Annotated in this window: 25 protein-coding genes; 5 read left to right on the top strand and 20 right to left on the bottom strand. The window is 34.2% G+C overall.

Features of this window, described 5'->3' with window-relative positions:
- Positions 1–18 precede the first annotated feature (18 nt).
- The 3 genes from E0W73_RS01915 (at position 19) to E0W73_RS01905 (ending at position 2,759) form a co-directional block, all read left to right on the top strand.
- A complete protein-coding gene (locus tag E0W73_RS01915; protein WP_135220395.1) occupies positions 19–858 on the top strand; it encodes an ion transporter in 840 nt (279 codons plus the stop codon).
- A gap of 154 nt (positions 859–1,012) precedes the next feature.
- A complete protein-coding gene (gene miaA / locus E0W73_RS01910) occupies positions 1,013–1,933 on the top strand; it encodes a tRNA (adenosine(37)-N6)-dimethylallyltransferase MiaA (protein WP_135220394.1) in 921 nt (306 codons plus the stop codon).
- A 79-nt stretch (positions 1,934–2,012) separates the two neighbouring features.
- Entirely contained in the window at positions 2,013–2,759 is a 747-nt protein-coding gene (locus tag E0W73_RS01905) for an acyl-[acyl-carrier-protein] thioesterase (protein WP_135220393.1), read from the top strand.
- A 165-nt stretch (positions 2,760–2,924) separates the two neighbouring features.
- Here the strand turns inward: E0W73_RS01905 and E0W73_RS01900 are convergent, their stop codons facing one another.
- The 18 genes from E0W73_RS01900 to E0W73_RS01815 form a co-directional block, all read right to left on the bottom strand.
- Positions 2,925–3,455, bottom strand: a complete 531-nt coding sequence (locus E0W73_RS01900) for a hypothetical protein (protein ID WP_135220392.1) — start codon at positions 3,453–3,455, stop codon at positions 2,925–2,927.
- The gene (gene prfH / locus E0W73_RS01895) at positions 3,442–4,131 is read right to left on the bottom strand and encodes a peptide chain release factor H (protein ID WP_135220391.1); all 690 of its coding nucleotides are present in this window, start codon (positions 4,129–4,131) and stop codon (positions 3,442–3,444) included. Before prfH ends, E0W73_RS01900 begins: the two co-directional genes overlap by 14 nt.
- On the bottom strand, positions 4,119–4,724 hold the full coding sequence (locus E0W73_RS01890) for a hypothetical protein (RefSeq protein ID WP_135220390.1): 606 nt from the start codon (positions 4,722–4,724) through the stop codon (positions 4,119–4,121). Before E0W73_RS01890 ends, prfH begins: the two co-directional genes overlap by 13 nt.
- 12 nt (positions 4,725–4,736) lie before the next feature.
- The gene (locus E0W73_RS01885; protein WP_135220389.1) at positions 4,737–6,128 is read right to left on the bottom strand and encodes an RtcB family protein; all 1,392 of its coding nucleotides are present in this window, start codon (positions 6,126–6,128) and stop codon (positions 4,737–4,739) included.
- Complete coding sequence (locus E0W73_RS01880) at positions 6,118–6,879, bottom strand: hypothetical protein (RefSeq protein WP_135220388.1); 762 nt, start codon at positions 6,877–6,879, stop codon at positions 6,118–6,120. The genes E0W73_RS01885 and E0W73_RS01880 overlap by 11 nt, the downstream gene beginning before the upstream one ends.
- Positions 6,880–7,391: 512 nt before the next feature.
- The gene (locus E0W73_RS01875; RefSeq protein WP_135220387.1) at positions 7,392–8,105 is read right to left on the bottom strand and encodes a response regulator transcription factor; all 714 of its coding nucleotides are present in this window, start codon (positions 8,103–8,105) and stop codon (positions 7,392–7,394) included.
- 3 nt (positions 8,106–8,108) lie between these two features.
- Positions 8,109–9,695 (bottom strand): sensor histidine kinase, encoded by a 1,587-nt coding sequence (locus tag E0W73_RS01870; protein WP_135220386.1) that lies wholly within the window; start codon positions 9,693–9,695, stop codon positions 8,109–8,111.
- Between the two features lie 59 nt (positions 9,696–9,754).
- Positions 9,755–10,351, bottom strand: a complete 597-nt coding sequence (gene coaE / locus E0W73_RS01865) for a dephospho-CoA kinase (RefSeq protein WP_135220385.1) — start codon at positions 10,349–10,351, stop codon at positions 9,755–9,757.
- Between the two features lies 1 nt (position 10,352).
- Positions 10,353–11,351 (bottom strand): glycosyltransferase, encoded by a 999-nt coding sequence (locus E0W73_RS01860; protein WP_135220384.1) that lies wholly within the window; start codon positions 11,349–11,351, stop codon positions 10,353–10,355.
- Between the two features lie 121 nt (positions 11,352–11,472).
- Entirely contained in the window at positions 11,473–12,663 is a 1,191-nt protein-coding gene (fabV, locus tag E0W73_RS01855; protein WP_135220383.1) for an enoyl-ACP reductase FabV, read from the bottom strand.
- Positions 12,664–12,722: 59 nt separating this feature from the next.
- Entirely contained in the window at positions 12,723–13,427 is a 705-nt protein-coding gene (locus tag E0W73_RS01850) for a hypothetical protein (RefSeq protein ID WP_135220382.1), read from the bottom strand.
- A gap of 52 nt (positions 13,428–13,479) precedes the next feature.
- Positions 13,480–15,132 (bottom strand): DNA repair protein RecN, encoded by a 1,653-nt coding sequence (gene recN / locus E0W73_RS01845; RefSeq protein WP_135220381.1) that lies wholly within the window; start codon positions 15,130–15,132, stop codon positions 13,480–13,482.
- A 53-nt stretch (positions 15,133–15,185) separates the two neighbouring features.
- Entirely contained in the window at positions 15,186–16,070 is an 885-nt protein-coding gene (gene porD / locus E0W73_RS01840; RefSeq protein WP_135220380.1) for a type IX secretion system protein PorD, read from the bottom strand.
- A 59-nt stretch (positions 16,071–16,129) separates the two neighbouring features.
- A complete protein-coding gene (gene coaBC, locus E0W73_RS01835; RefSeq protein WP_135220379.1) occupies positions 16,130–17,347 on the bottom strand; it encodes a bifunctional phosphopantothenoylcysteine decarboxylase/phosphopantothenate--cysteine ligase CoaBC in 1,218 nt (405 codons plus the stop codon).
- 9 nt (positions 17,348–17,356) lie between these two features.
- A complete protein-coding gene (locus tag E0W73_RS01830) occupies positions 17,357–17,674 on the bottom strand; it encodes a DNA-directed RNA polymerase subunit omega (protein WP_012025451.1) in 318 nt (105 codons plus the stop codon).
- Between the two features lie 8 nt (positions 17,675–17,682).
- Positions 17,683–18,477: an outer membrane protein assembly factor BamD gene (locus tag E0W73_RS01825; protein WP_135220378.1), complete on the bottom strand. Its 795-nt coding sequence runs from the start codon at positions 18,475–18,477 to the stop codon at positions 17,683–17,685.
- A 136-nt stretch (positions 18,478–18,613) separates the two neighbouring features.
- The gene (dapA, locus tag E0W73_RS01820) at positions 18,614–19,495 is read right to left on the bottom strand and encodes a 4-hydroxy-tetrahydrodipicolinate synthase (protein ID WP_135220377.1); all 882 of its coding nucleotides are present in this window, start codon (positions 19,493–19,495) and stop codon (positions 18,614–18,616) included.
- Positions 19,496–19,510: 15 nt separating this feature from the next.
- Positions 19,511–20,023, bottom strand: coding sequence for a DUF6913 domain-containing protein (locus E0W73_RS01815; protein ID WP_135220376.1), 513 nt, complete (start codon positions 20,021–20,023; stop codon positions 19,511–19,513).
- A 47-nt stretch (positions 20,024–20,070) separates the two neighbouring features.
- On the opposite strand from E0W73_RS01815, the gene E0W73_RS01810 reads away from it, so the two are divergent.
- Together E0W73_RS01810 and E0W73_RS01805 are read left to right on the top strand one after the other, a co-directional pair.
- Positions 20,071–20,850, top strand: a complete 780-nt coding sequence (locus E0W73_RS01810) for a 5'-nucleotidase C-terminal domain-containing protein (protein ID WP_135220375.1) — start codon at positions 20,071–20,073, stop codon at positions 20,848–20,850.
- Positions 20,851–20,890: 40 nt separating this feature from the next.
- Positions 20,891–21,802: a bifunctional metallophosphatase/5'-nucleotidase gene (locus E0W73_RS01805; protein ID WP_135220374.1), complete on the top strand. Its 912-nt coding sequence runs from the start codon at positions 20,891–20,893 to the stop codon at positions 21,800–21,802.
- Here E0W73_RS01805 and E0W73_RS01800 read toward each other — a convergent pair.
- Positions 21,789–22,490, bottom strand: coding sequence for a hypothetical protein (locus E0W73_RS01800; RefSeq protein WP_135220373.1), 702 nt, complete (start codon positions 22,488–22,490; stop codon positions 21,789–21,791). The two genes, E0W73_RS01805 and E0W73_RS01800, sit on opposite strands and share 14 nt — an antisense overlap.
- The gene (ligA, locus tag E0W73_RS01795) at positions 22,487–24,487 is read right to left on the bottom strand and encodes an NAD-dependent DNA ligase LigA (protein ID WP_135220372.1); all 2,001 of its coding nucleotides are present in this window, start codon (positions 24,485–24,487) and stop codon (positions 22,487–22,489) included. Before ligA ends, E0W73_RS01800 begins: the two co-directional genes overlap by 4 nt.
- Positions 24,488–24,713: the final 226 nt, after the last annotated feature.

Genomic DNA, 24,713 nt, shown 5'->3' with positions numbered 1-24,713 from the left:
TTTGATTATCTTTAAGATATGAAAAAGAAAAAATCACAATACGAACTCTTTAGAGAAAAAGTCAAAATCATCCTTTATGGCACCAATACCATTTTAGGACGAATGTTCGATTTGGTTCTTTTAGGCTTAATATTATTAAGTGTTTTATTGATAATGCTCGACACCGTTGAGGGAATCAGTTCAAAATACCATTCTCAATTATGGGTCTGCGAATGGATCATCACTATATTCTTTACTATCGAATATATCTTAAGAATCATTTCCATTCAAAAACCCATCAAATACATTTTCAGTTTCTACGGAATAATTGATTTATTGGCCGTTTTGCCAATGTATTTATCGATATTTTTCCCAGGGGCAAGTATTTTATCAATTGTTAGAGCACTTAGGTTTCTTCGATTATTTAAAATTCTGCATCTTCCGCAGATTTCGCATCAATCCATGCAACTGAAAGAAGCTATTGATGCCAGCAAAGAAAAAATTCTCGTTTTTATTTATTTCGTCTTGGTCAGCACCATTATCATTGGGTCGATAATGTATTTAGTCGAAGGCAAAGAATCTGGATTTACAAGTATTCCGATGGCCATTTATTGGACAATTGTAACCCTGACAACTGTGGGTTACGGAGACATTTCTCCACAAACCCCTCTCGGCCAGTTTATTGCAGCACTTGTAATGATTTTAGGTTACGGAATCATAGCCGTTCCAACTGGAATCGTAACAGCCGAATTTGCCAAAAAAAGCCTGAAAAACAATGCCGTAAACACTAAAAAAACCTGCAGAAATTGTCAAGCGCAGGTTCACTTTGACAGTGCTAAATATTGCTACGAATGCGGAACCGAATTGTCCAATAATTAATTTTAGAAGCTAATCCGGCTGTACATTGCAACTCCTCCTTATCTTTGTTGTTTTTTAAAGTCATAAAAGGAGCTTCCGCTGGTCGCTCTTTTACGCCAAAAAAAACAAACAAATATAAGTCCGGGGTTTTCATTTCCATCCGGGCTAAAAAAATATGAAGCACCTAATCACCATCGTCGGACCAACAGCCATAGGCAAAACCGCTTTAAGTATCGAATTGGCAAAACATTTTAATTGCGAAATCGTTTCTTGTGACAGCCGTCAGTTTTTTAAAGAAATGACTATCGGAACAGCTGTTCCAAGCCAGCAAGAACTCGCCGCCGCCAAACATCATTTTATTCAAAACAAATCGATTTTCGAAAACTACACTGTAGGCGATTACGAAAAAGAAGCACTTTCTAAGCTTGAAGAATTATATCAAACTAACGATTTTGCCATCTTGATTGGCGGTTCAGGTTTATATGTTGATGCAATTTTAAAAGGCTTTGATGAATTTCCTGAAATAGCTCCAGAAATTCGTACTGAGGTAAATTCAAACTACGAAAAACTAGGAATTGAATATCTCCAAGAACAATTAAAAAATCTGGACCCAGATTATTATCAAAAAATAACAATCGAAAATCCGCAGACCTTGCAAAATCCGCAGCGAATGATGCGTTTTGTCGAAGTCTGCATTGGCTCGCAAAAGCCGTATTCTTCTTTTTTAAATCTAAAAAAGAACAGCAGAAACTTCACTCCTATCCTTATTGGTTTAGATGCCGACAGAGAAATAATTTACAGCAGAATCAACCAGCGTGTCGATATCATGATGAATGAAGGATTATTAAAAGAAGCCGAAGCGCTTTATCCCAACAAATCGTTAAATGCGCTCCAAACCGTCGGTTATAGAGAATTATTTAGTTATTTTGACGGAGAATTCACCCTGCCTTTTGCCATAGAAGAAATCAAGAAAAACACCCGAAGATTCTCCAAAAGGCAATTAACGTGGTTTAAACGAAACGAAAATACAACATGGTTCGATTACGCAACAGATAGAAAAGAAATCATAGATCACATAGAAACCCATATCAAATAAAATCTATTTTTCTATTTTCTATTTTCTATTTTCTGAGATAAAAATCTAAAATCAACAATCTAAAATCTAAAAAGCAAGAATGCCAATATCTCCCAACTTCACATCAGTTTTAAGCAAAGACTGGGAAATTAATTTTACGCAATGTACACCAAACGGGTACTTGAAATATACTGATTTATGCAATCTGCTGCAATTGACCGCCGCGGCACATTCAGAAGTCGGCGGCATCAGTTTTACTGATATGCAAGAATTTGATCAAGCTTGGGTTTTGAGTCGTATGCGTGTAGAAATAAGTGCTTTACCAAAATGGCAGGATGTTGTAACGGTAAAAACATGGATTAACAGTTTAGAAAATTCACGTTCTGTTCGTGCATTAGAAATGTATGTTAACGGAAAAAAAATCGTCGGAAGCGAGACTTACTGGGCGGTTTTTAATACCAAAGCACGTCGTCCAGAAGCTTTAGCACTGCCTTTTGAACACTTCGAATTGTTTCCTGAAAAAAGAGCAACAGAAGAAGGCTTTTCAAAAATCAATCTTAATCATGACAAAGAAGCCGTTTTTGAAAAAACTGTCTACTTATCCGATTTAGATATAGTAAATCACGTAAATAACGTGAAATACCTAGAATGGTGTCTGGATCATGTTGACCCAAAAAGAATCATAAAGCAAGAAGTTAAAAGTTTCGAAATGAATTTCATGAAAGAACTTTCATTACAAGATAATGTTATAATTCACGAAAGCGAAGACGACAATCATACAACAGCAACATTCAGCATTACAAAAGACGAAAAAACCTGTTTTGCTTTGGAATTGCACTGGAAATAAACCCCATGTACTCTCCTGCAAGGTTTCCAAAACCTTGTAGGTTTGTTATTTAGGTTTTAATATTTTTTAATAGATCAAAAGAAATACCTACAAGGTTTTGGAAACCTTGCAGGAAAGCTTAATAAATAAAAAAAGATGCAAAATTTGCATCTTTTTTTATCATAATCATTTCGATTTCTTTTTAGAACCTTTCTTAGATTTCTTATCTTTCTTCTTAAGCAAATCAATTTTTTCTTTAATCCTTTTTTCTACATCGTCAATATCGGATTCATAATTAAATTGCAACAAATTAAGTTTTGCATTTTTAATTTCTTTCAATGCTTTTTTAAATTCGCTCTGCGCTTCCAAAAGAATTGCTTTTTTGACATAAATCTCAGATTTGTTGATTCCTTTTACTGTCAACGAAAAATCAATCAATTTCTGAGCTTCTTCGTAATCTTCATTTAAAATCAACGTTTTCAAATAATACGGATATACTTCAAGCGCATGAATATTAATCGCTAAAGCTTGCTGAAAATAAGATTTTGCCTCTTCGTAATTCATCAATTGCTCTGCCTGAATTCTTCCATACAAACATAAAACCATTGTATTTTTATCATCATATGAAAAAGCATAATCTAAAGATTCTATAGTTCCTTCCAACCAAAACGGATAATTATCCAAGGCTTGAAAAAGATATTTATCAGTTGTTTTCATTGCGTAAATCGTTTTTTAGTTTCTGACGAGTTCCTTTGTAACTTTTCTCTACTTTGTTCTTTTTAAAATCACTTCCTGTAAAAACTCTTACCGGATTGCCACGGGCTACATTGAGCTGATTTTCCCATTGTTTTCCTACGTGATTTTTAAGTTGAACTAGCTTTTCGTCTTCTAGTTTTTTTAATAATCTTTCTGTTGCCAGTTTTTTGTTTTGATGCTGCGAACGGCTGTCCATAGAAACAACCGCAATTCCAGTCGGAATATGTGTTGCCCGAATTGCAGAACTCACTTTATTGACATGCTGACCGCCAGCTCCAGAACTTCGCATTGCCTGATATTGAATATCATTTTCTGAAACTGATGCATTTTTTTGCTGTTCAATTTCAAAAATCCCAATAAACCAATTCTTGCGTTTGTGCATTTTCCTAAACTGGCTCTGGCCAATCCACTGAATCGTTCCAACCCAAGATTTCACAAACTGATCAGCATTTTGTCCTTTTACAGCAATTGATGCGGTCTCTACAGTTCCATTTTCTTGTCCGGCTTCTCTTTGCAGTAAAACTGTTTCTAAATCCTGTTCGTCCGCTTCATCCAAAACTTTTTTAAGCACTTGAGCGACAACCCAAGTGCATTCTGCAGGGCCGCGACCCGCTGTTATCTGAATTATTCTTTCCATTTTTCTAATATTTTAAGAAGCTTTTCTCTATTTTTTGCTTCTTTAATAAATTTTGGAAGTCGTGAAACCATTGTTCCATTACCGCTTCCATTATTATTTCTCTCTCTTAAATCAGCTTTAATGTATTTTTCCAAGTACCCTAAATGTTCCTGATTGTAAACCCAAAAAACGTTTCCTTTGACTTCTTTTTGAAACCAAAGCTGCAAATTGTGCCAAGGTTCTCTTACCAAACCATCTTTTTGCGGTTCTTTTCTAGTTCTCAAAATCGAAGGTTTTATTTCCTCGTTAAAACTGCAATGCGGACATTTAACCTGATACATTTCTGGTCTTTCTTTAAAAATCTGAGACTCATAATCAAATTTTTCATAACAATTACCACAGAAATGCTTTCCAAGTGCTTTGTATTGATAAACTGGTTCGTCAATCTTATGAAAGCAGGATTTGCATTCAAAAGTCATTGTAGTACATTTTCCGCATTCACAATTTCTAGGAATTTCTTTCAAAACTCCTTTAGATTCGCATTTGGGACATTTCACGAAAATCTCGTTATAAAAATTTCCCAGCCATTTATTTTCATCTTGAAATCTTTCCATAATCTTAGTTTTTTAACGATCCATTCTAACAATCTTTGGCGTAAAAGTTCCCAAAACTTCAACAAGTTCACTTTGGTTTGCCATCACTTTTGTAATGTCTTTGTAGGCCATTGGTGCTTCGTCAATATTTCCTCCAATCAAGGTGACATCATTGGCTTTCAAAACCTTTTTGATTTCGCTTTGCGTAAAAGTACTTTTGCATTTGGCTCTCGAAAACAAACGTCCCGCACCATGTGAAGCTGAATTAAGGCTTTCAGCATTTCCTTTGCCTTTTACAATAAAACCTGGAGCAGTCATCGAACCCGGAATAATTCCTAATTGTCCTTCTCCAGCTGGTGTCGCACCTTTTCTGTGTACAATACATTCCTGACCGTTTACCATTTCTTTCCAGGCAAAATTGTGATGGTTTTCAATCGTTACGACTACTCTTTTTCCAATCGCCTTGGCAATTCGTCTGTGAATGTCATCATGGCAAGCTTTTGCATATTCACCAGCTAAATTCATCGCCAGCCAATATTCCTGACCATCGTGGGTATTCAAATCCAGCCAAGCCAAATGCTGTACATTTTTGGGTAACGGACATTGTTTTGTTGCCAAATACGTATAATGCTTTGCAATATTTGCCCCTAATCCTCGAGAACCGCTATGCGAAAGGACAGCAAAATATTCACCTTTTTCCAATTTCCATTCGTTCTCAGGATTCTCAATTCTAGCAATTCCAAATTCCACAAAATGATTTCCTCCGCCAGATGTTCCCAACTGTTTATAAGCTTTTGGAAGAAGATTTTTCAATAACGGAATATCCTGAAATCCGCTATTGTAAAACACCTCATGATCTACACGAGAAGCATGCGTTTCATACATTCCGAATTTTGTATTGTCCTTTAAGATTGCTTCCAACTGATGCTCTTTCCCTTTAAAATGAGAAGCTGGCAAATCAAAAATCGAAAGGCTCATTCGGCATCCGATATCCACTCCAACTCCATACGGAATTACAGCATTATCGGTCGCCAAAACACCGCCAATAGGCAGTCCATAACCCGAGTGAGCATCCGGCATTAAAGCTCCGGCAACTGAAATTGGCAGTTTCAATGAATCATACAATTGAAATTTTGCTTGTTCATCAATTTCATTTTCTCCAAAAATTCTAAAAGGAGCTCGTGTATTTCTCAGCTGATGCATTCTCACTTGGACTGGCTTAATCAAACCTTCGGCTACTTTTCCCCAAGTTCCGTTTCCTTCATATTTTTCAGGATGAAGCAATACATCTTTTGCTTCTGTCAGAATAGATTCTTTTTTTTCTCTTTTTCTATATCTGTTTATTTGCCCTAAGGCGATATTTATTGAATTGTTCTTTGGAAACCCTAACTTAATCAGGTCTTTTCCAGACAATTTATTTCCCATGATTTTCTATCATTTCGTCTGCATATTGCTGATACAAAACATGCAGACTTTTATTTTTAATTGGACTTATCTCTTTTGGATTTTCTTTTTCATAGTAACTCCATTTATGAGAATTGCCAGATAATAATCTATTAATTTTATCTCTTAGATTACGATTAACAATATAATTTTCAAGCATTTGAATCTGACTTTCCAACTCTGAATCGACCATCCTCGTATGTGTTATCATATAAGAGCTTACACGAAGTACATACCGCCAAGGCTCATTGAATACATAGTGAATTTTGTACCTCTTACAGTTACTGCACCAGCGTTCGCGCCTATAAAAATGCGCTTTTTCCTTTTCTGTCAATGCCAGTTTTGGACTTTTCCATTCCCATTCTGAAAATTCTTTTACAGTTTGGAGTTTTTCAACATACACATTTCTTCTTTTTCGTTTTTTCTTTCTCTTAAAAGATTTTTCAGGAGAGAACTGCCATGTGTTTATTTTTTCCAATAATTCTCTGTAAAAGGCAGCTTCGGATGATCTTGAAACATCATCTCTTAATTTGAAATTACGCTGCCATCCTTTTTGATAAGGAACTTCTAAAGCAACTAATGGTAAATTTCTGCGCTTGTACCAAAGCTCAACTTCAAGTTTTCTTAACTGAATCAATTGTTTTTCAAAATCTTTTTTAACTAATCGTCTTTTTCTTCTTTCAGTTTTAAAGCGAGTATTTAAAACATACTCCGCTACCGAATAATTTTCCATAAAAAAATTATCGTGCATTAAATTCAAGCCTAGAAAGGCTAAACATTTTATCCAAAAGGATAAATACTAAAATCGGTTTTCCGGGAAAATTTTGAAGTGTCTAGAATAAAAAAAGCCCGAAACTAAATGTCTTCGGGCTTTTTTATATATCTATAAATTATATTTCTAAGATTGAAATAAGCCACGAAGAACTGCTGCACCAAATCCGTTTGGTGTGAAGCTTTGTGATGTCAATGCAAGTACAAACATTATTTCTTCGTTTTTAAAGGGTTATTATTTTTTTCGTGTGCAAATATTGTGAATTGTTTTTTGATTTTCCAAATTTATTTAAGGAAAATTCATCAAAATACTTTTAGAATTACAAACATAAAATTCAAACAAAACAAATAATAAACTCATAACCAAAGTATTAACCATGATTTCATCCTTTAAAAAAAGCAGTGAAAAATTTAAATAAAAAACACAAAAAAAGCCCTGATTTCTCAGAGCTTATATAATTTTTGTTGAATTAATTATTCAGAAACTTTGCTTTTTACCACTAATCTGAAACCTTCACCATGGATATTCAAGATTTCTACATCTTCATCTGCTTTAAGATATTTTCTCAATTTAGCAATGTAAACGTCCATACTTCTTGAAGTAAAGTAGTTATCGTCTCTCCAAATTTTCGTTAAAGCTAATTCTCTTGGCATTAAGTCATTTTCATGAAGAATCAACATCTTAAGTAATTCATTTTCTTTTGGAGATAATTTAATAGGCTCTTCATCTTGGAAAGTAAGGAATCTCAATTTTGAATTCAGGTGGAATTTACCAATATTAAATTCAAACTGTACCTGCTCAGCTTTTGTATCAGCTGATTTTCTTTGAATTATTGCTTTAATTTTCATTAATAACACTTCTGAATCAAAAGGTTTATTAAGATAATCGTCGGCACCTGCTTTATATCCTTTCAATACATCTTCTTTCATAGACTTAGCTGTCAAGAAGATAATTGGCACTTCACTATTTTTTTCTCTAATTTCTTTGGCTAAAGTATAACCATCTTTATAAGGCATCATCACGTCTAGAATACATAAATCATATACGTCTTTCTTGAACTTCTCGAAACCTTCCATACCGTTTTTAGCTAAAGTAACTTCAAAGTCATTTAACATTAGATAATCTTTAAGAACAGCGCCAAAATTTAGGTCATCTTCTACTAAAAGTATTCTTTTGTTATTTTCCATATTTTAATTTATTAATGGTATTTTTATTATAAAGGTGCTACCTTTTCCTTTTTCGCTTTCAACATATACTTGACCGTTATGGTCTTCAACTATTCTTTTTACATAAGCCAGTCCTAATCCGTGGCCTTTTACGTTGTGTAAATCTCCTGTATGCTCTCGGTAAAATTTCTCAAAAACACGTTTTTGGGCCACTTTACTCATTCCTAAACCATGATCTTTTACCTTAATCAGAATCATGTCTTTTACATTTTCGGTAAAAATTTCGATTTTAGGAGCATCTGGTGAATACTTTATCGCATTTTCTAAAATATTAACTAAGACGTTTGTAAAATGCACTTCGTTTATCAATGAAGTTGTTCTTGCCGCATTAAAATGTTTTACAACAGTTCCTTGTCTGTCTTCTAGAATTAAATTTACATGTTCGATTGCATCGTCAATAATGTCGTGAATCACAGTAGGTTCTTTAGTAATATCAAGCTCTCTTTTTTCTAATTTAGAAATTCTGAGAACATTTTCGACTTGAGCGTGCATTCTTTTGTTTTCGTCTCTAATCATTTGAAGATAGCGATAAACTTTCTCTTTATCTTCAATTATCTTGGGGTTTCTAATAGCATCAAGTGCTAAGTTTATTGTTGCGATTGGGGTCTTAAACTCATGCGTCATATTATTTATAAAATCAGTCTTGATTTCAGAAATATGTTTCTGACGTAATAATTGATTTAACGCACTTGTATAGGCAACTATTATGATTAATGTAAAAATTATTGACAATATGGTAATGCTCAATAATTCTGACAGCAAAAATTTCTTTTTATGAGGGAATGTAACATACAATTCATAGTTACTATTTCCTTCGTTATCAGTAAAAATCGGAACCTGATAGCTCGCATCTTTATCATAATGAAACCCTTCCGATTTTATTTTAGTAGCTAAGCCACTGTTTAAAACACCAAACTCAAACTTGGTTTTAACACCATATTCTTCCAATTCCTTCTTAAGTAGAGAATTCAGTTTAGGTGCCGAGATACGTTCATCAAGAGGCAACGCTCCTGCAATATCTTTCAGCGTAATCTCCTGCTGCATTTTGTTCAAAATATCAAGACTACCTGATTTTTCAATTTTTAGGTCAGGTATTATACTTTGACCTAATGGATTATTATCAATTCCGTTGTTGTTATTGTAAACTTCCGTAACACGTTTTGAACTAAAACTCTTAAAACGTTCACTACTGAATTTTTTGTTAAACAGTTCGCCTGTTATATCATAATCTTCAGAAGTTAATGTATTGGAATAGACAATGGTTTTGTTGGTCTTTTTATTTTTCTGAATAAACAACACTTCCAAAAGGTCTTCTTTTTTTGGTGTTTTCCCTATGCTGTCCTTAAGCTTGTTGGCTTTATCTGCATAGGCATATAATTCTTGTTTTTCAAGTTTATCAGCAACATTTCCAATAACTTGAGTAACGTGGTATTTAAATTGTTCATCGTTGTTTTTAAACGATGAATTGAACCAATAAACTTGTACCAGAATGATCCCTATCAAGGATAAACTCATCAGTAAAACAAGTATTCTAAAAAATAATTTATTCATCGAAACAAAATTAATATTTTAACAATATACTAAATAATACATTAACCAAATATTAACATTTAAGACTGATTTTGTTTTATATTTAAAATTTTAAGAATTTTAACAACTTCTTCTCTAGCAATTTTAAGATTATTGTTATTAATCATGAAATTGCTCATAGAAATTCTTTTTTCGTCATTCCACTGCATTTTCATCCTGCTCAGAACTTGTTCCTTTGTGGTATTATCTCTTTTTATGACCCTTTCAATTCTTATTTCTTCAGGTGCTGTTACTGTAATTATAAGATCACAATCTTTATATCTTCCGCTTTCAAATAAAATTGCGGCTTCATAAATTACATAGTCATAATTTTGGTGTTGTTTTCTCCAGATTTCAAAATCTTCTTTGACAGCAGGATGCACCAACGAATTTAAAACAGCAAGCTTATCCTTATCATTAAAAACAATTTCGGCCAGTTTTGAACGGTTCAAGACATTGTCTTCAAAAATGCTATCTCCGAATTCTGCTTTTATTTTTTCAATAACAGAAACAGAATTCATTACTTTCTTCGCACCATCGTCTGCAATATATACAGGAACACCTAATTCTTCAAAATAACGGGCAATAGTTGTTTTTCCGCTTCCTATTCCACCCGTAAGGCCAATAATTTTTGTCATGCTAAACTTTAAAAAACATATTAGGAAAAGCCTCTTGTGGTTTTCTTTTTAAAATAATGATTTTTATAAACGATTCTAAAAACCCCGTTCCGTAACCATAAAATTGTTTTCCAACTGCTATTACAGAAAGATATCCTATTTTAATGCTTTTATTCTGGATACTCGCTGTAAGAAAAATTATAACGAAATATACAAAATATAATTGTAATAAAATATCAATGTTGAAAATTAACAATAAAAAAGCTAATAATAATCCGAGCATGAAAAATGTCGGAAAGAAAAAAGTAAGTTTATTATGTTCCGGATACCAGCTGTTTAAGATCGGACGAGCTTTACCGAACTTTTTAACCTGAATTGAGAACTTTTCCCAGTCAATCCTTCTTTTATGGTAAACATACGCCTTTTGAAATAGACGTGTTTTAAAACCTAAATTCCATAAACGTATAGACAAATCTGGATCCTCGCCAGGATGTATATTTCCAAAACCTTTTGAAACCTCAAAGGCTCTTTTAGAAATCCCCATATTAAAACTGCGAGGCTGGAATTTATTTATTTTTTCAGAGCCGCCGCGAATCCCGCCTGTTGTAAGGAAAGAAGTCATCGCAAAATTGATGGCTTTCTGAATATCCGAAAAACTGTCCAAAGCTTTATCAGGACCACCAAAACAATCTACATATTCTTCATTCAGAGCGTTTCTCACTTCAGACAAATAATTAGGCGGAATAATGCAGTCTGAATCGAAAATGATAAAGTAATCGCCTCTTGCTTTCTGCATTCCGTAATTTCTGGAATCGCCTGGACCTGAATTCTCTTTAAAATAATACGAAATATTTAATTTCCCTTGATAGGTCATTACTACATCACGACAAGGTATTGTTGAGCCGTCTTCGACAAGAACAATTTCAAATGCTTCATTATAATCTGATTTTGTCAAACTTTCTAAAAGTTCATCAACTTCATCAGGACGATTATACACGGGTATAATTAAAGAGAAAATCATAGCAGAATGTGCGTATTAAGGTGTATTTTTAAGATTTTAAAATTTTAACAAAGATAATCTAATTCATAAAAAAAACCATCAACATTAATTGATGGTTTTTTCAAGTTTTTAACGTATTTTATTACTTAATACTTTCAATATTTACTACTTCGTTTGTATCTGCTTTATAATCGACACCCGCAAATTCAAATCCGAATAAATTCAAGAAATCATTTCTGTAACCTGCAAGATCGCCAATTTCAGGCAATGACTCGGTTGTAGCTTCCAACCAAAGTTTCGCTACTTTTTCCTGAACGTCATCGCGCATTTCCCAATCATCAATTCTGATTCTACCTTTTTCGTCTACAGGAACTTCAGAACCATTGTACAATCTATCTTTAAACAAACGTTGGATTTGCTCGATACATCCTTCATGAATTCCTTCTTCTTTCATTATTTTATATAGAAGAGAAATATATAACGGAATTACGGGAATTGCAGAACTTGCCTGAGTAACCAAAGCTTTGTTTACAGAAACATAGGCTTTACCTCCAATTTCTTTTAAGCTGTCAGAAATCGTAAACGCAGTAGCCTCTAAATGGTCTTTTGCTCGTCCGATTGTTCCTTTGCGATAGACAGCCTCTGTCAATGCTGGCCCGATATAAGAATAAGCTACAGTAACAGCTCCTTCTGCTAGTAAGTTTTCATTTTTCAACGCTTCAATCCACATTGCCCAGTCTTCACCTCCCATTACGGCAACTGTATTTTCAATATCTTCTTCGTTAGCAGGAGTAATAGAAACTTCTGAAACTTTTCCCGTATGGAAATCAACTGTTTTGTTAGTAAAAGTCTGTCCGATTGGTTTTAAAACCGAACGGTGCGTAACTCCTGTATTCGGGTTTGTACGAACAGGAGAAGCCAAACTATAGATTACAAGATCAACTTGGCCTAAATCAGCCTTAATCAAGTCTAAGGTCTCTCTTTTAATTTCATTTGAAAAAGCATCTCCATTGATGCTTTTTGCATAAAGACCAGCTTTATGAGCTTCAGCCTCGAAAGCTGCAGAATTATACCAACCTGGAGAAGCCGTTTTTCCTTCAACCGGCGGTTTTTCAAAAAACACTCCAATTGTTGATGCATTAGAACCAAAAGCACTTGTAATTCTTGAAGCCAGTCCGAAACCTGTAGATGCTCCAATAACTAATACTTTTTTAGCTCCGTCAATTGCTCCTTTTGATTTTATATATTCTATTTGATTTTTAACATTTTGCTCGCTTCCCGTTGGATGGGCTGTCAAGCAAATAAATCCTCTCATTCTTGGTTCTATAATCATATTCTGTTTTTATTTCAATTTTTATTTGATCCTTTTCTAGTATTCAAAAACCTGAAAAATTATTTAATAATCTTATCTATATTTTCACGTACAGTCTGAATATCAACGTCTTTTTCTATGCATTCTATCTTAGTTCCGTTGTATTGTTCGATTAAAAGATTCAAATCTTCACAATCTCTTATAAAGTTAACTTCTTTTTTCTCGATATCAAATACAACTCCTTTTAATTTATTCATATTAACAGACAGCAATCCTCCTACTATTCCTCCCGTACCGTAAGCCGCACCTTTAGTAAAAGAATTGGCAAATACGCCTTCTAGATATAAAAACTTACCGTCGTTGATTACTCTGTGATAAGACAATGGATTGCTACCGTCCTGACTCCTATCTTCTTTTACTGAATATTTATGAAAGTATTTTTGCTGGATATAGAGAACACCATTGTAAGAAATAGCAAAAAAGTCAAGTTTTACATCATTTCTGGTCCAAGCAAAATAAACTTGATCTACAACCGCAGCCTTATCTATTGGTTTATAACGCATAACGCTTTTTCTCATGATTGCGTCGCCCATATAAACTCCTTTTTTTGCTACAAGATCTTCATAAGTTTTATATACGCCTTCAGGAACGTCTTTTGCCAAAAACAAACTGGTATTTTCTTCTGAAGTTTTGGAAGAAGCACCGTTGTTTTCAGCAGTTTCCTGAGCGTTGACCGTTGTAACTAAAAGACTAAAAAAATAAAAAATAGTAATTTTTTTTAGCATAGATTCTTAATGGTTTTCCTGTTGTTACTATCAACAAATATAAATCAAATATTTAATTTAATAATTCTTTTGCATGATTTAATGCCGAATCTGAGATGTTTGCTCCAGACAACATCTGCGCAATTTCTGTAACTCTTTCATCCTGAGTCAAAAGCTTCAATTCAGAAACCGTATCGTTGCCAAAGGTTGATTTAGAAACCCTGAAATGAGAATCTCCTTTTGCTGCGATCTGCGGTAAATGGGTAATAGCAAATATCTGCATAGAACTGCTCATTTCCTTCATAATCTCACCCATTCTAATAGCTATTTCACCCGAAACTCCCGTATCGATTTCATCAAATATCAAAGTCGGAAGTTTTGAATATTTTGCCAGAATAGCTTTTACAGCTAGCATAATTCTAGACATTTCTCCTCCTGACGCCACTTTTTTCAAAAGTCCGAAATCTGTTCCTTTATTGGCAGAAAACAAAAACTGAAGCTCTTCTTTTCCGTTTTGAAGATACGTTTCCGAAGGAATCAATTCCATATTAAAACGAACATTAGGCATTCCTAAAGTAGACAGAATAGCTATTAACTGATCCGAAAGAACCGGAATCGCCTTTATTCTCTTTTCATGAATAACAGCTGCCAACTGATCTAGTTCTGCGGTTTTTAGTTCTATCTCTTTTTCCAGAGTGCTAATTTCCTCGTCCATTCCGTCCAATTCCAATAAAACATTTCCTAAATCAGCTTGTATCTGGATTAATTCATCAACTGAATTCACTTGATGCTTTTTCTGTAGATTATAAATAAGCTGCAGTTTCTGGCTTACAAGCTGCAACTGTTCTGGATCGTTTAGCAATTTCTCAGAAATATTTTGAAGCTCTTTTGAAACATCATCAAACTCAATTGCAAGACTCGAAATACGCTGAAAAACATTTTCATAATCTGGTGAAAAGGCCGCAATCTTCTGCAACGCATTTTTAATCTCATTCAGATTATGAAAAACGCCGTATTGCTCTTCGTTTGCAATCACTAAAGACTTATCTAAGGACTCTTTAATGATTTCAACATTATTTAATTTTTCATATTCTGCCTCTAAATCACTTTGTTCGCCAGATTGCAGTTTTGCCGAAACCAATTCGTTCAGCAAAAAAGTGTTGTATTCTTGTTCTTTTCCAGCGTCTGCCTGCTTTTTTTGGAGTGCATTTAGTTTTGATTTAGCACTTCTATACGTTTTTAAAACTTGTTGATAATTAGCAATTGTCTCAAAATTTGCAGCAATTGCATCAATTATCTTGAATTGTACATTTTCATCAGACAGTTCTTGAGTCTGCTGTTGCGAATGAATATCGATTAAAAACAAACTTAAATCTTGAAGCTCCTGAAGATTTACCGGGCTATCATTAATAAAAGCGCGTGATTTCCCCGATGGAAGTATTTCGCGTCTAATAATTGTTTCGTCTTCGTAATCCAAATCATTTGATGCGAAAAACTCTTTTAAATTGTATTTTGAAATATCGAACTGCGCTTCGATTACGCACTTTTCTTCTTTATTTTTTAATGAAGTCAAATCTGCTCTTTTTCCTAAAACCAGTCCGATTGCCCCAAGGATAATAGATTTACCTGCCCCCGTTTCACCTGTAATTATAGAGAAACCCTTTGAAAAATCAATAGCAAGTTTTTCAATCAGAGCATAGTTTTTAATAGACAATGACGTAATCATAGAAACAAATTTGTAATATAAAAGTTATTGAGAATTTAGAAATAAAACGTTTCTTAAAATTTAATCTGAGACCATTTCCCAGCATTTAAAGGCGAAACTCTATTTAAAACATCGGTTAGATCGCTGATGGGAACGCTTGGACCACCAGAAAATATAGAAACTATTTCATCTGACTTGGCATCAAAAAAGATTCTAGTCAAAAAAGCATTCGGCTTAACCGAATTTAATCTTGCAATCAACAATAATGATGATTTTATTTTTTCTTTAGACGTTTTTAGATCATCGCTCATGGTATCAAGACCCGTGTGATACATAAACATTGTTTGGCGTAAATCACTGTAAGTTGGCGCAAGCATATCATTTATCAGATAATATCGATTCTGCAATCCGTCAGATTGGGTCCAGCCTTTAAAACCGCCTTGTTGTGCGACATTGGCAATATTTTGAGCCGTTTCAAAATACTGATTTCCAGCTCCCATCTGAAAAGAATCAGCATCCATGCCCAAAATCAAATAGCTGTAAAAAGAAATTACCGACACCAAATTTGATTCATAAACGCTCGGATTAAAAAGCAAAGGTTCGTATTCGGTATATTTAAAATTAAAATCTTTATCGTTATAATTTAGGATTGGAGACGAATAAGTGGAATTAAAAATCAATCGTGAAGACTGAACCTGAATAGTGCCCGTAAATTGATCCGAACTATTAGAAGACAACGTAATATACATAGAACAATTAATGCGTTCGTTTTGCTTCAAAACCGAACCTGTCCAATCGGTTTTATTCACAAACTCTGACAACGCAGTCTGAAGGGTCTTAAAAACTTGTTGATTCGGATTTGGAAGTCGTTCTGTATTAATAGTAACCGTACAATTTAGCTGCTGAGCTTGCGCAAAGCCAAAAATAAAAAAAACTAAAAGTGCTGCGATCTTATTCATACTGGTTTATATTTAAATTCTGTCGCGCAATCATACACCAATGCGCACCGATTTAAGTTTTAGCTGTTTTCTGAGAAGTGCAAAACTACTTTTCCCAAAATATCAGCCGCAACAGACTCTTTTGATTTTAATTCCATTGGTTCGATTTTAAAATTTCCATCAATAAACGTTACTTTATTGGTTTCTTTTTTAAAACCTGCTCCTTCATCCTGTAAGGAATTTAAAACAATCAAATCTAAGTTTTTTTTCTGAATTTTCAACTTAGCATTTTCAATTTCGTTATCAGTTTCTAAAGCAAATCCGACCAAAAACTGTTTTTCTTTGATTGCTCCCAGCGAAAACAAAATATCTTTTGTTTTTTCTAGTTCAATAGAAAATTCTGAAACTGTTTTTTTAATCTTCTGTGTTGCAACATTTTTAGGCCTGTAATCAGCCACTGCTGCTGCTGCAATTGCCACATCTACATTTTTAAAGTGTAAATGGCAGGCATCAAACATTTCCTGAGCTGAGACTACATCAATCACTTCGATTGAAGAGTTTTTGACCTTTAAATGCGTCGGTCCTGAAACCAAAATAACATCAGCACCTAATTTTGCGGCTTCATTTGCGATATCAAACCCCATTTTTCCGGATGAATGATTTCCTATAAAACGCACCGGATCTATTGCCTCGTATGTTGGGCCAGCAGTGATAAGGATTTTTTTTCCTTTAAGAGGAAGCTTACTGCTTAAATCTGCTTCGAGAAATGCAACTATATTTTCCGGCTCCGCCATACGGCCTTCACCAGACAAACCACTGGCCAATTCGCCACTTTCGGCTGGAATCAAAATATTACCGAACTGCTTAAGCGCTTTAAAGCTAGATAAAGTTGAAGGATGTTTGTACATGTCCAAATCCATTGCAGGTGCAAAATAAACCGGACATTTTGCTGATAGATAGGCAGCAATTAAAAGATTATCACAGTTTCCCGTAGTCATTTTAGACAAAGTATTTGCTGTAGCTGGCGCAATCAGCATTAAATCGGCCCATAAAGCCAATTCTACATGATTATTCCAAACTGCATCTGTATCTTCTTCGTTAAAAAAATTCGAGTGTACCGGATTTTTAGATAAGGTAGATAGTGTAAGTGGCGTTACAAAATCCTTAGAAGCAGGTGTCATGATCACTTGGACATGTGCACCTGCTTTGATAAAAAGTCGTACTAATGAGGCTGTTTTATACGCTGCAATTCCACCGGAAACACCCAGTAAAATCTTTTTCCCGTTTAAAACTGACATTATACTATATTATTTGTTTGAATTTCTGTGGTACGTTTTACCGTCTAACCATTCTTGAACAGCTAAAGCGTGTGGTTTTGGTAATTTTTCGTAAAATTTAGAAACTTCAATCTGCTCTTTATTTTCAAAAACTTCTTCAAGACTGTCATTATAAGTAGCAAATTCTTCTAACTTTTCAGTCAATTCTTTTTTAATTTCAGAATTAATCTGATTTGCTCTTTTAGCCATAATGGTAATTGCTTCATACACATTTCCTGTTGGCTCTTCAATAACCGTTTTATTGTAAGTTATTGTGTTAACAGGAGCATTCGTCTTTTTTAAATCCATGACTTTATTTATTTAGTAAATTTTTGTAAATCCGTTTCAACTCTGGCATTCATTTCGTCTGCCTGTTTTCTATATTTTGTATCGCTTTTAAACTTCAGCAAGTTGTTGTAAGCTGTTTTTGCAACATGCAAACGCTCTTCCATTTTTGACGGAACGCTGTTTATTGCCAATTGGTAAGCCGAATCGTATTTATAGAACAATGCGTCTTCTTTAAAAGGTGTACCAGGAAAATCAGCTATAAAATTGTCAAAAGCCACCAATGCTGACTTAAAATCTGATATTGTATTGTAGCCTTTAGCATTTTCATAAGCTTTTTTCTCCAATTTTCCATTCAGCTTCTGTACAGTCTCATTTGCCTGTGCAATGTATTCTGAGTTTGGATAATTATCAATAAAAGCTTGCAGTTTCTCTAAAGCTTTTACTGTATCAGCTTGATCAAGACTATAAACTGGCGCCAATTTAGAATAACTGTAAGCACCTAAAAAAGCTGCCTCTTGTACCTTTTCGCTTCGAGGATAACCTGAAACAAAACTTTCGAACTGGTAGCCCGCCAAATAATATTGTTTGGTTTTGTAGTATGATTGAGAAAACATGTAAAAAAGCTTTTCTGCCTGTGGTTTTCCTCTATAAGAAGGAGCCAGCTGCTCAAAAAGACGTATCGCTTTATTGTATTTTCCAGCCTCATACATCTTTGTTGCGATTTCAAATTTTGCTGCAACATCATCGTTTTTCAGTGCTTTTTGATAGTCACTACAAGAATAAAAAAGGGCTGTTAGAAGCAACAGCGAAATTAGTTTTTTCATTTTCATACTTTTATTATGATCTCTCAGACAATTATGCCAAAGCAAAATCACACCGAAGTTTCGGTGGCAAATTTAGTTATTAATTTAGCTATTGCAAAATATTTTTTGGTATAATAAAATACCCTTAAATATTATGTTATTTTATGCTGTTTTTTACAAATTCATTCAATCTGTCAGCAAGCGATTCGTCAACACTTACCAATGGCAGACGAACAGTATTTTCAGCAATTCCAAGCGCTTGAAAAATTTGTTTGATTCCCGCTGGATTGCCTTGTTCAAAAATCATGTCAATACTATCAGACAAGAAATAATGTGTTTTAAACGCATCTGCAGCTTTTTTATTGAGTCCTAAACGAATCATTTCTGAAAATTCTTTTGGAAAACCTTGCCCGATTACAGAGATTACTCCTGCTCCACCAGCAAGTACGATTGGCAATGCCAGCATATCATCTCCAGAAATTACAAGAAAATCTTTTGGAGCATTTTTGATTATCTGCATAGCCTGAGCCATATCGCCAGCAGCTTCTTTAATAGCCACAACATTTTTAAAGTCATTAGCTAGACGCACTACTGTTGCCGGCAACATATTACTAGATGTTCTTCCTGGTACATTATATAAGATTACTGGTACAGGCGAAGCTTCAGCAATCGCTTTAAAATGCTGGTATATTCCTTCTTGAGTAGGCTTGTTATAATAAGGAGAAACTGATAAAATTGCATCGAAAGCGCTAAAATCTCTTGTTTTTAATTCTTCTACAACCTGCATCGTATTATTACCTCCAACTCCAAGAACCAAAGGTAGCCTTCCCTTGTTAACCTCAACAACTGTGTTTATAACCAATTCTTTCTCTTCAGCTGTGAGGGTTGCATTTTCGGCTGTTGTACCCATTACTACAAGATATTCCACACCTCCATCGATAGAGAAATTTACAATTCTGTGCAAAGCTTCAATATCTACTGAAAAATCTTTTTTAAATGGAGTCACAAGCGCAACACCAGTTCCTATTAATGATTGCATATTTTTTATTATAATTTATTTTATATTTTTTAAATACTTAAACAATTCTGAAACGAAAAGTTTATAGTTCTTTTTCTCCGTGTTAATCATCCAGCGGTTCAGACCTGCATCGACTGTTGCAAAACCAACCTTGAATTTAGCTCTTGATTTTTGCGTAAGCAACATCAAAAGCGGCTTTTCCACATTATAAAAACTAATCAAAAGATCAAATTCTGAAGCTGTAAATTCATTCAAAAACTCCTCTTTAACCTCCCCTTTCCAATCAATGTGTTTGTTGCCGAAAGTTGGCCTTGCATATGTTTTTTTCTTGTCGAATTTATCGATATAGGAAGCCGTTTTAACATTCTCAGGGGCAATTCCGTAAACGGTAAACTCTTTGATCAATGCTTCTGAATCGTTGAAATCGCTCTCATCTATCAACAAACCAATTGTTTGCACATCTTTTGAAAAGACTTCATTTTTATTATTATTGAGGTTATTTTTTAATGATTTTTTTACAAAAAATTCCTTCGTATAATTTAAAAACATAGTACTTTTACCAGATTACAAAATTAATTATTTAAGTTGCATTTAAAATGGTAAAACTAAAAAAGTATAACGGATTTTTAAAACTTTTTGTTATATTCTTAACACTTTTTTTCATTCTTTCCTGTAGCCCCAAAAACTACAATCTGACCAAAATAGAGGGAAAACAACTTCCAGTAACCGAAAAGGCTGCTGAAACTCCAGAAATTGAAAAATATATAAAACCTTATCGCGATCATATTAACCAGGACTTAGACAATGTTTTAGCTTATGCTCCTGAAACACTAGATAAAAGCACAGGAAAATGGCAAACCAATATTGGAAGCTTATTGGCCGATGTCTGCTTGCAAAGAGGAAATAAGGTTTTTAAATCTCGTGAAAATAAGGATATCGATTTGTGTCTGTTGAATCACGGGGGTATTCGAGCTATTCTTCCAAAAGGAAATGTTACCACACGAACAGCTTTTGAAATTATGCCTTTTGAAAATAACTTAGTTGTACTGGCATTAAAAGGCGAACAAATTTTGGAAATTGCCGCTTATATCATCAGAGAAAAAAAACCACAGCCTTTGTCTGGGATGACGTTTACCATTGCAAAAGATAATACTGCAAAAAAAATATTGATTCAGGGAAAACCGCTTGATTTGAACAAAACGTATTACGTTGCTACTAATGATTATTTAGCAAATGGCGGCGACAGCATGACTTTTTTCGCAAAAAACACTCAAAAATTTGACTTGAATTATAAGCTTAGAAACGTTCTGATTGATTACTTTAAAGAAGTAGACACTGTTGTGGCTCCAAAAGATACTAGAATTACTGAAGAATAAATTTACAAAAACACCTAGCGTTCCTGCAAAACAATATAAAATGAAAAGAAGAGAATTTATCGAAAAAACTGCTGCCAGTACTGCCCTTCTAAGTTTAGGACTATCTTTAAGCAGTTTTGGAACTAATGATATCAAGCATTTAACCATTCTGCATACCAATGACGTACACAGTCATATAGATCCATTTCCGGCAGATGATCCTCGCAATCCTAATAAGGGAGGTGTTTCTCGTCGTGCTGCTTTGATAGAAAGTATTCGAAAAGAAAATCCAAATGTGCTTTTACTAGATGCAGGTGATATTTTTCAGGGAACTCCATATTTTAACTATTACGGAGGTGAACTGGAATTTAAATTGATGAGCATGATGAAATATGACGCTTCTACCATTGGGAATCATGATTTTGACAATGGTCTTGATGGTTTATACGCACAGCTTCCTCACGCAACTTTTGATTTTATAAACTCCAACTATGATTTCAAAAATACTGTCATGGACGGACATGTGAAGCCTTATAAAATCTTCAATAAAAATGGAATAAAAGTTGGCGTTTTTGGTGTGGGAATCGAACTGCAAGGCCTTGTGGATAAAAAATTATATCTGGAAACAGTTTACAATAATCCGGTAGAGATTGCACAAGATATGACACAGCTTCTGAAAAAGGAACAAAAATGCGATCTAGTAATCTGTCTTTCGCATTTAGGATACAAATACAAGGACGATGCAAGCAAAATCAGTGATTTAAAATTTGCGGAACAAACTCAGGATATTGATTTAATTATTGGCGGTCATACACATACTTTCTTAGACAAACCAACAATTGTAAAAAATAAAGCTGGTAAAGAGGTTTTGGTTAATCAAGTCGGATGCTACGGAATCAATCTGGGTAGAATTGACTTTTATTTTGATAAAGATAAAGCACACACAAACCAAGGGACAACTATTGTTGTATAACTCTCTTCTGTCTTTTTTGAATTCTAGCTTTTTCGAGGAAATATTCAACCATAAAGAAATAAGCTAGAATTTGGGTTATGTCTCTAATTAACACCAGAACCACAGAATACGAGAAATATTGATTGAAAATATAGAATATATCCGAGAAAATATAACTCACAGCCATTAAGGACATTAGCAAAGTTAAAAACGTACCCTTTGTTATATAACTTACAAAACAGAAGTAACTCAGAATACTTAATACAATACCGTAAGTGACGTAGATAACTTTAAATTTCTGCATATTTTCTAACTGAAGACTCAATACAGAAATCAGCAAGTAGAAAATGAAAACTACCACAATAGAAATAGGCAATACATCTCGCTTTGTGAGTTTTATTCTTTCGTGTTCCCTAATAAACAAAACCAATATTAAAACATACACAACCATAAAACTCAATACCGCCCCTATTTCAGAGGTTTCAATTGCCATTAAATCGTAAACCTGGCCCACAAAACAAAAAAAGAAAATAAGACCTTCTGTTTTTCCTATTCTTAATTCATTGCTTATAAAATAATAAATGAATATAGACGGCAACACAATCGATTTGGCGTAGGTTGCCAAAACGTCCTGTTCTATCCAATCAAAGATAATGGTTAAGAACAATGCCAAGAAAAACAGAATTAATGAGGGCTTATTGGCTTTCATTCATTGAGCTTGTTTATAAAATCTTCCTCAGAAAGTATCGGAACATTAAGTTTAGTGGCTTTTTCTAATTTTGCAGGCCCCATATTATCTCCTGCTACAACAAAATCTGTTTTGGCTGAAATCGAACTTCCGACTTTTCCGCCATTATCTTCAATTGCTTTTTTGAGTTCATCTCTCGAAAACTGACTGAAAACACCCGAAACAACAAAAGTTTTACCTATAAATTTATCAGTTGCGTTTGGGTTGTTTCTTTGAACAATTTCAAATTGTATTCCGTAACTTTTTAATCGGTCAATTATGATTTTGTTTTCTTCATTCTCAAAGAATTCAATTACGCTTCTCGCAATTCTTTCGCCAATTTCATCAACTAAAACCAAATCCATCAGAGAAGCTTGGCTTAAGGCATCAATGTTTTTATAGTGTTTTGCTAGTTTTTTGGCCACGGTCTCTCCTACATAACGAATTCCGAGTGCAAATAATACGCTTTCAAAAGGAATTTCTTTAGATTTCTCGACTCCATTTACCAGATTCTCAGCAGATTTCTGAGCCATTCGTTCTAAATGGAGAATGTCCTCGACTTTTAGCTCGTATAAATCGGCATAATTATGAACCAGTCCATTCTTAAAAAGCAATGCGACAGTTTCGCCCCCAAGACCTTCAATATCCATGGCTTTTCTTGAAATATAATGTTGTATTCTACCTATAATCTGCGGAGGACAGCCATAAAAGTTCGGACAATAATGATTTGCCTCACCAGCATTTCTAACCAATTCGGTCTGGCATTCTGGACAATGTGTGATATAATGCGTGACTTCTGAATTTTCGGGGCGCTTTTCTAAATCTACCGCAATAATTTTTGGAATAATCTCACCTCCTTTTTCAACAAAAACAGTATCGTTGATTCGAATATCTAACTTTTCGATTTGATCGGCATTGTGCAAAGAAGCTCTTTTTACGATAGTTCCGGCCAATTGTACCGGCTCAAGATTAGCAACAGGTGTAATGGCACCTGTACGCCCAACTTGATATGAAATAGATTTTAGTTTTGTAGAAGCTTGTTCGGATTTGAATTTATAAGCAATTGCCCATCTTGGCGATTTTGCTGTATAACCTAATTCTTCTTGAGAATGAATGCTATTAACTTTTATAACAACTCCGTCTGTTTCGTACGGAAGCTTGTGTCGCTGTGTATCCCAAAAATCAATAAAATCAAAAACTTCTTGCATGTTATTGACCAATTTTGCTTCGCTTGGAACTTTAAAGCCCCAGCTTCTAGCAGCTTCGAGACCTTCATATTGCGATTTAAACGGCAAATTATTTCCAGTAACAAAATAAAGCAGACATTCGAGCGGACGTTTTGCAACCTCAGCACTATCTTGGAGCTTTAAACTTCCTGATGCTGTATTTCTTGGATTTGAATAAGGCGTTTCGCCAATTTCTATTAACTCCTGATTCATTTTCTCGAAACCGGCCAACGGAAGTATGATTTCTCCTCTTATATCAAATTTATCGGGATAACTTCCTTTTAGACGAAGCGGGATTGATTTGATTGTTTTGATGTTATTGGTTACCTCATCTCCCTGAAAACCATCTCCTCGAGTTAATGCTTGCACTAATTTTCCGTTTTCATATGAAATGCTTATCGATGCACCGTCGTATTTTAATTCGCAGGTATATTGCAAATCTACATTTCCTAAAACTCTCTGAATACGATTCTCCCAATCTAAAAGATCCTCTTTTGAATACGAATTATCCAGAGAATACATTCTATATTGATGTGCAACAGTTTTGAAGTTTTTGGTAACCGAACCTCCAACACGCTGTGTAGGAGAATTTTCATCAAAGAATTCTGGGTGTTTATTTTCTAATTCCTGAAGTTCTTTCAGCTTAATATCAAAATCATAATCGGAAATTGTGGCATTGTCTAACACATAATAATTGTAGTTGTGCTGATTAAGTTCATCTCGTAATGTTTGAATGGTCTCTTGAATGCTCATATAATATTGAAGAATGTATAATGTGAAAACTGAACTTCAAAATTAGGATTTATTTTTGTTTGAAAGTATTAAAAAATGAAAGTTTTATAAAATCAAAAATCAAGCTGTGAATCCACAGCTTGATTTTCTCCTTGTCCATTATTCTTAAAAAAGAATGACTAAAACCAACTTCCAAATGGTTTTTGGTGCTTCACATTATTAACTGAAAATCAATTAATTAACAGAC

This window comes from Flavobacterium foetidum, assembly GCF_004634245.1.
Classification (GTDB): Bacteria; Bacteroidota; Bacteroidia; order Flavobacteriales; family Flavobacteriaceae; genus Flavobacterium; species Flavobacterium foetidum.
Note: the sequence above shows the minus strand (reverse complement) of the source record. Positions and strands in the feature narration are given on the sequence as shown.

What these genes read in the sequence shown, in the direction of transcription:
- E0W73_RS01915 (WP_135220395.1), top strand. Translation starts at nt 19, where the DNA reads ATGAAAAAGAAAAAATCACAATACGAACTCTTTAGAGAAAAAGTCAAA.
- miaA (WP_135220394.1), top strand. Translation starts at nt 1,013, where the DNA reads ATGAAGCACCTAATCACCATCGTCGGACCAACAGCCATAGGCAAAACC.
- E0W73_RS01905 (WP_135220393.1), top strand. Translation starts at nt 2,013, where the DNA reads ATGCCAATATCTCCCAACTTCACATCAGTTTTAAGCAAAGACTGGGAA.
- E0W73_RS01900 (WP_135220392.1), bottom strand. Translation starts at nt 3,455, where the DNA reads ATGAAAACAACTGATAAATATCTTTTTCAAGCCTTGGATAATTATCCG.
- prfH (WP_135220391.1), bottom strand. Translation starts at nt 4,131, where the DNA reads ATGGAAAGAATAATTCAGATAACAGCGGGTCGCGGCCCTGCAGAATGC.
- E0W73_RS01890 (WP_135220390.1), bottom strand. Translation starts at nt 4,724, where the DNA reads ATGGAAAGATTTCAAGATGAAAATAAATGGCTGGGAAATTTTTATAAC.
- E0W73_RS01885 (WP_135220389.1), bottom strand. Translation starts at nt 6,128, where the DNA reads ATGGGAAATAAATTGTCTGGAAAAGACCTGATTAAGTTAGGGTTTCCA.
- E0W73_RS01880 (WP_135220388.1), bottom strand. Translation starts at nt 6,879, where the DNA reads ATGGAAAATTATTCGGTAGCGGAGTATGTTTTAAATACTCGCTTTAAA.
- E0W73_RS01875 (WP_135220387.1), bottom strand. Translation starts at nt 8,105, where the DNA reads ATGGAAAATAACAAAAGAATACTTTTAGTAGAAGATGACCTAAATTTT.
- E0W73_RS01870 (WP_135220386.1), bottom strand. Translation starts at nt 9,695, where the DNA reads ATGAATAAATTATTTTTTAGAATACTTGTTTTACTGATGAGTTTATCC.
- coaE (WP_135220385.1), bottom strand. Translation starts at nt 10,351, where the DNA reads ATGACAAAAATTATTGGCCTTACGGGTGGAATAGGAAGCGGAAAAACA.
- E0W73_RS01860 (WP_135220384.1), bottom strand. Translation starts at nt 11,351, where the DNA reads ATGATTTTCTCTTTAATTATACCCGTGTATAATCGTCCTGATGAAGTT.
- fabV (WP_135220383.1), bottom strand. Translation starts at nt 12,663, where the DNA reads ATGATTATAGAACCAAGAATGAGAGGATTTATTTGCTTGACAGCCCAT.
- E0W73_RS01850 (WP_135220382.1), bottom strand. Translation starts at nt 13,427, where the DNA reads ATGCTAAAAAAAATTACTATTTTTTATTTTTTTAGTCTTTTAGTTACA.
- recN (WP_135220381.1), bottom strand. Translation starts at nt 15,132, where the DNA reads ATGATTACGTCATTGTCTATTAAAAACTATGCTCTGATTGAAAAACTT.
- porD (WP_135220380.1), bottom strand. Translation starts at nt 16,070, where the DNA reads ATGAATAAGATCGCAGCACTTTTAGTTTTTTTTATTTTTGGCTTTGCG.
- coaBC (WP_135220379.1), bottom strand. Translation starts at nt 17,347, where the DNA reads ATGTCAGTTTTAAACGGGAAAAAGATTTTACTGGGTGTTTCCGGTGGA.
- E0W73_RS01830 (WP_012025451.1), bottom strand. Translation starts at nt 17,674, where the DNA reads ATGGATTTAAAAAAGACGAATGCTCCTGTTAACACAATAACTTACAAT.
- E0W73_RS01825 (WP_135220378.1), bottom strand. Translation starts at nt 18,477, where the DNA reads ATGAAAAAACTAATTTCGCTGTTGCTTCTAACAGCCCTTTTTTATTCT.
- dapA (WP_135220377.1), bottom strand. Translation starts at nt 19,495, where the DNA reads ATGCAATCATTAATAGGAACTGGTGTTGCGCTTGTGACTCCATTTAAA.
- E0W73_RS01815 (WP_135220376.1), bottom strand. Translation starts at nt 20,023, where the DNA reads ATGTTTTTAAATTATACGAAGGAATTTTTTGTAAAAAAATCATTAAAA.
- E0W73_RS01810 (WP_135220375.1), top strand. Translation starts at nt 20,071, where the DNA reads ATGGTAAAACTAAAAAAGTATAACGGATTTTTAAAACTTTTTGTTATA.
- E0W73_RS01805 (WP_135220374.1), top strand. Translation starts at nt 20,891, where the DNA reads ATGAAAAGAAGAGAATTTATCGAAAAAACTGCTGCCAGTACTGCCCTT.
- E0W73_RS01800 (WP_135220373.1), bottom strand. Translation starts at nt 22,490, where the DNA reads ATGAAAGCCAATAAGCCCTCATTAATTCTGTTTTTCTTGGCATTGTTC.
- ligA (WP_135220372.1), bottom strand. Translation starts at nt 24,487, where the DNA reads ATGAGCATTCAAGAGACCATTCAAACATTACGAGATGAACTTAATCAG.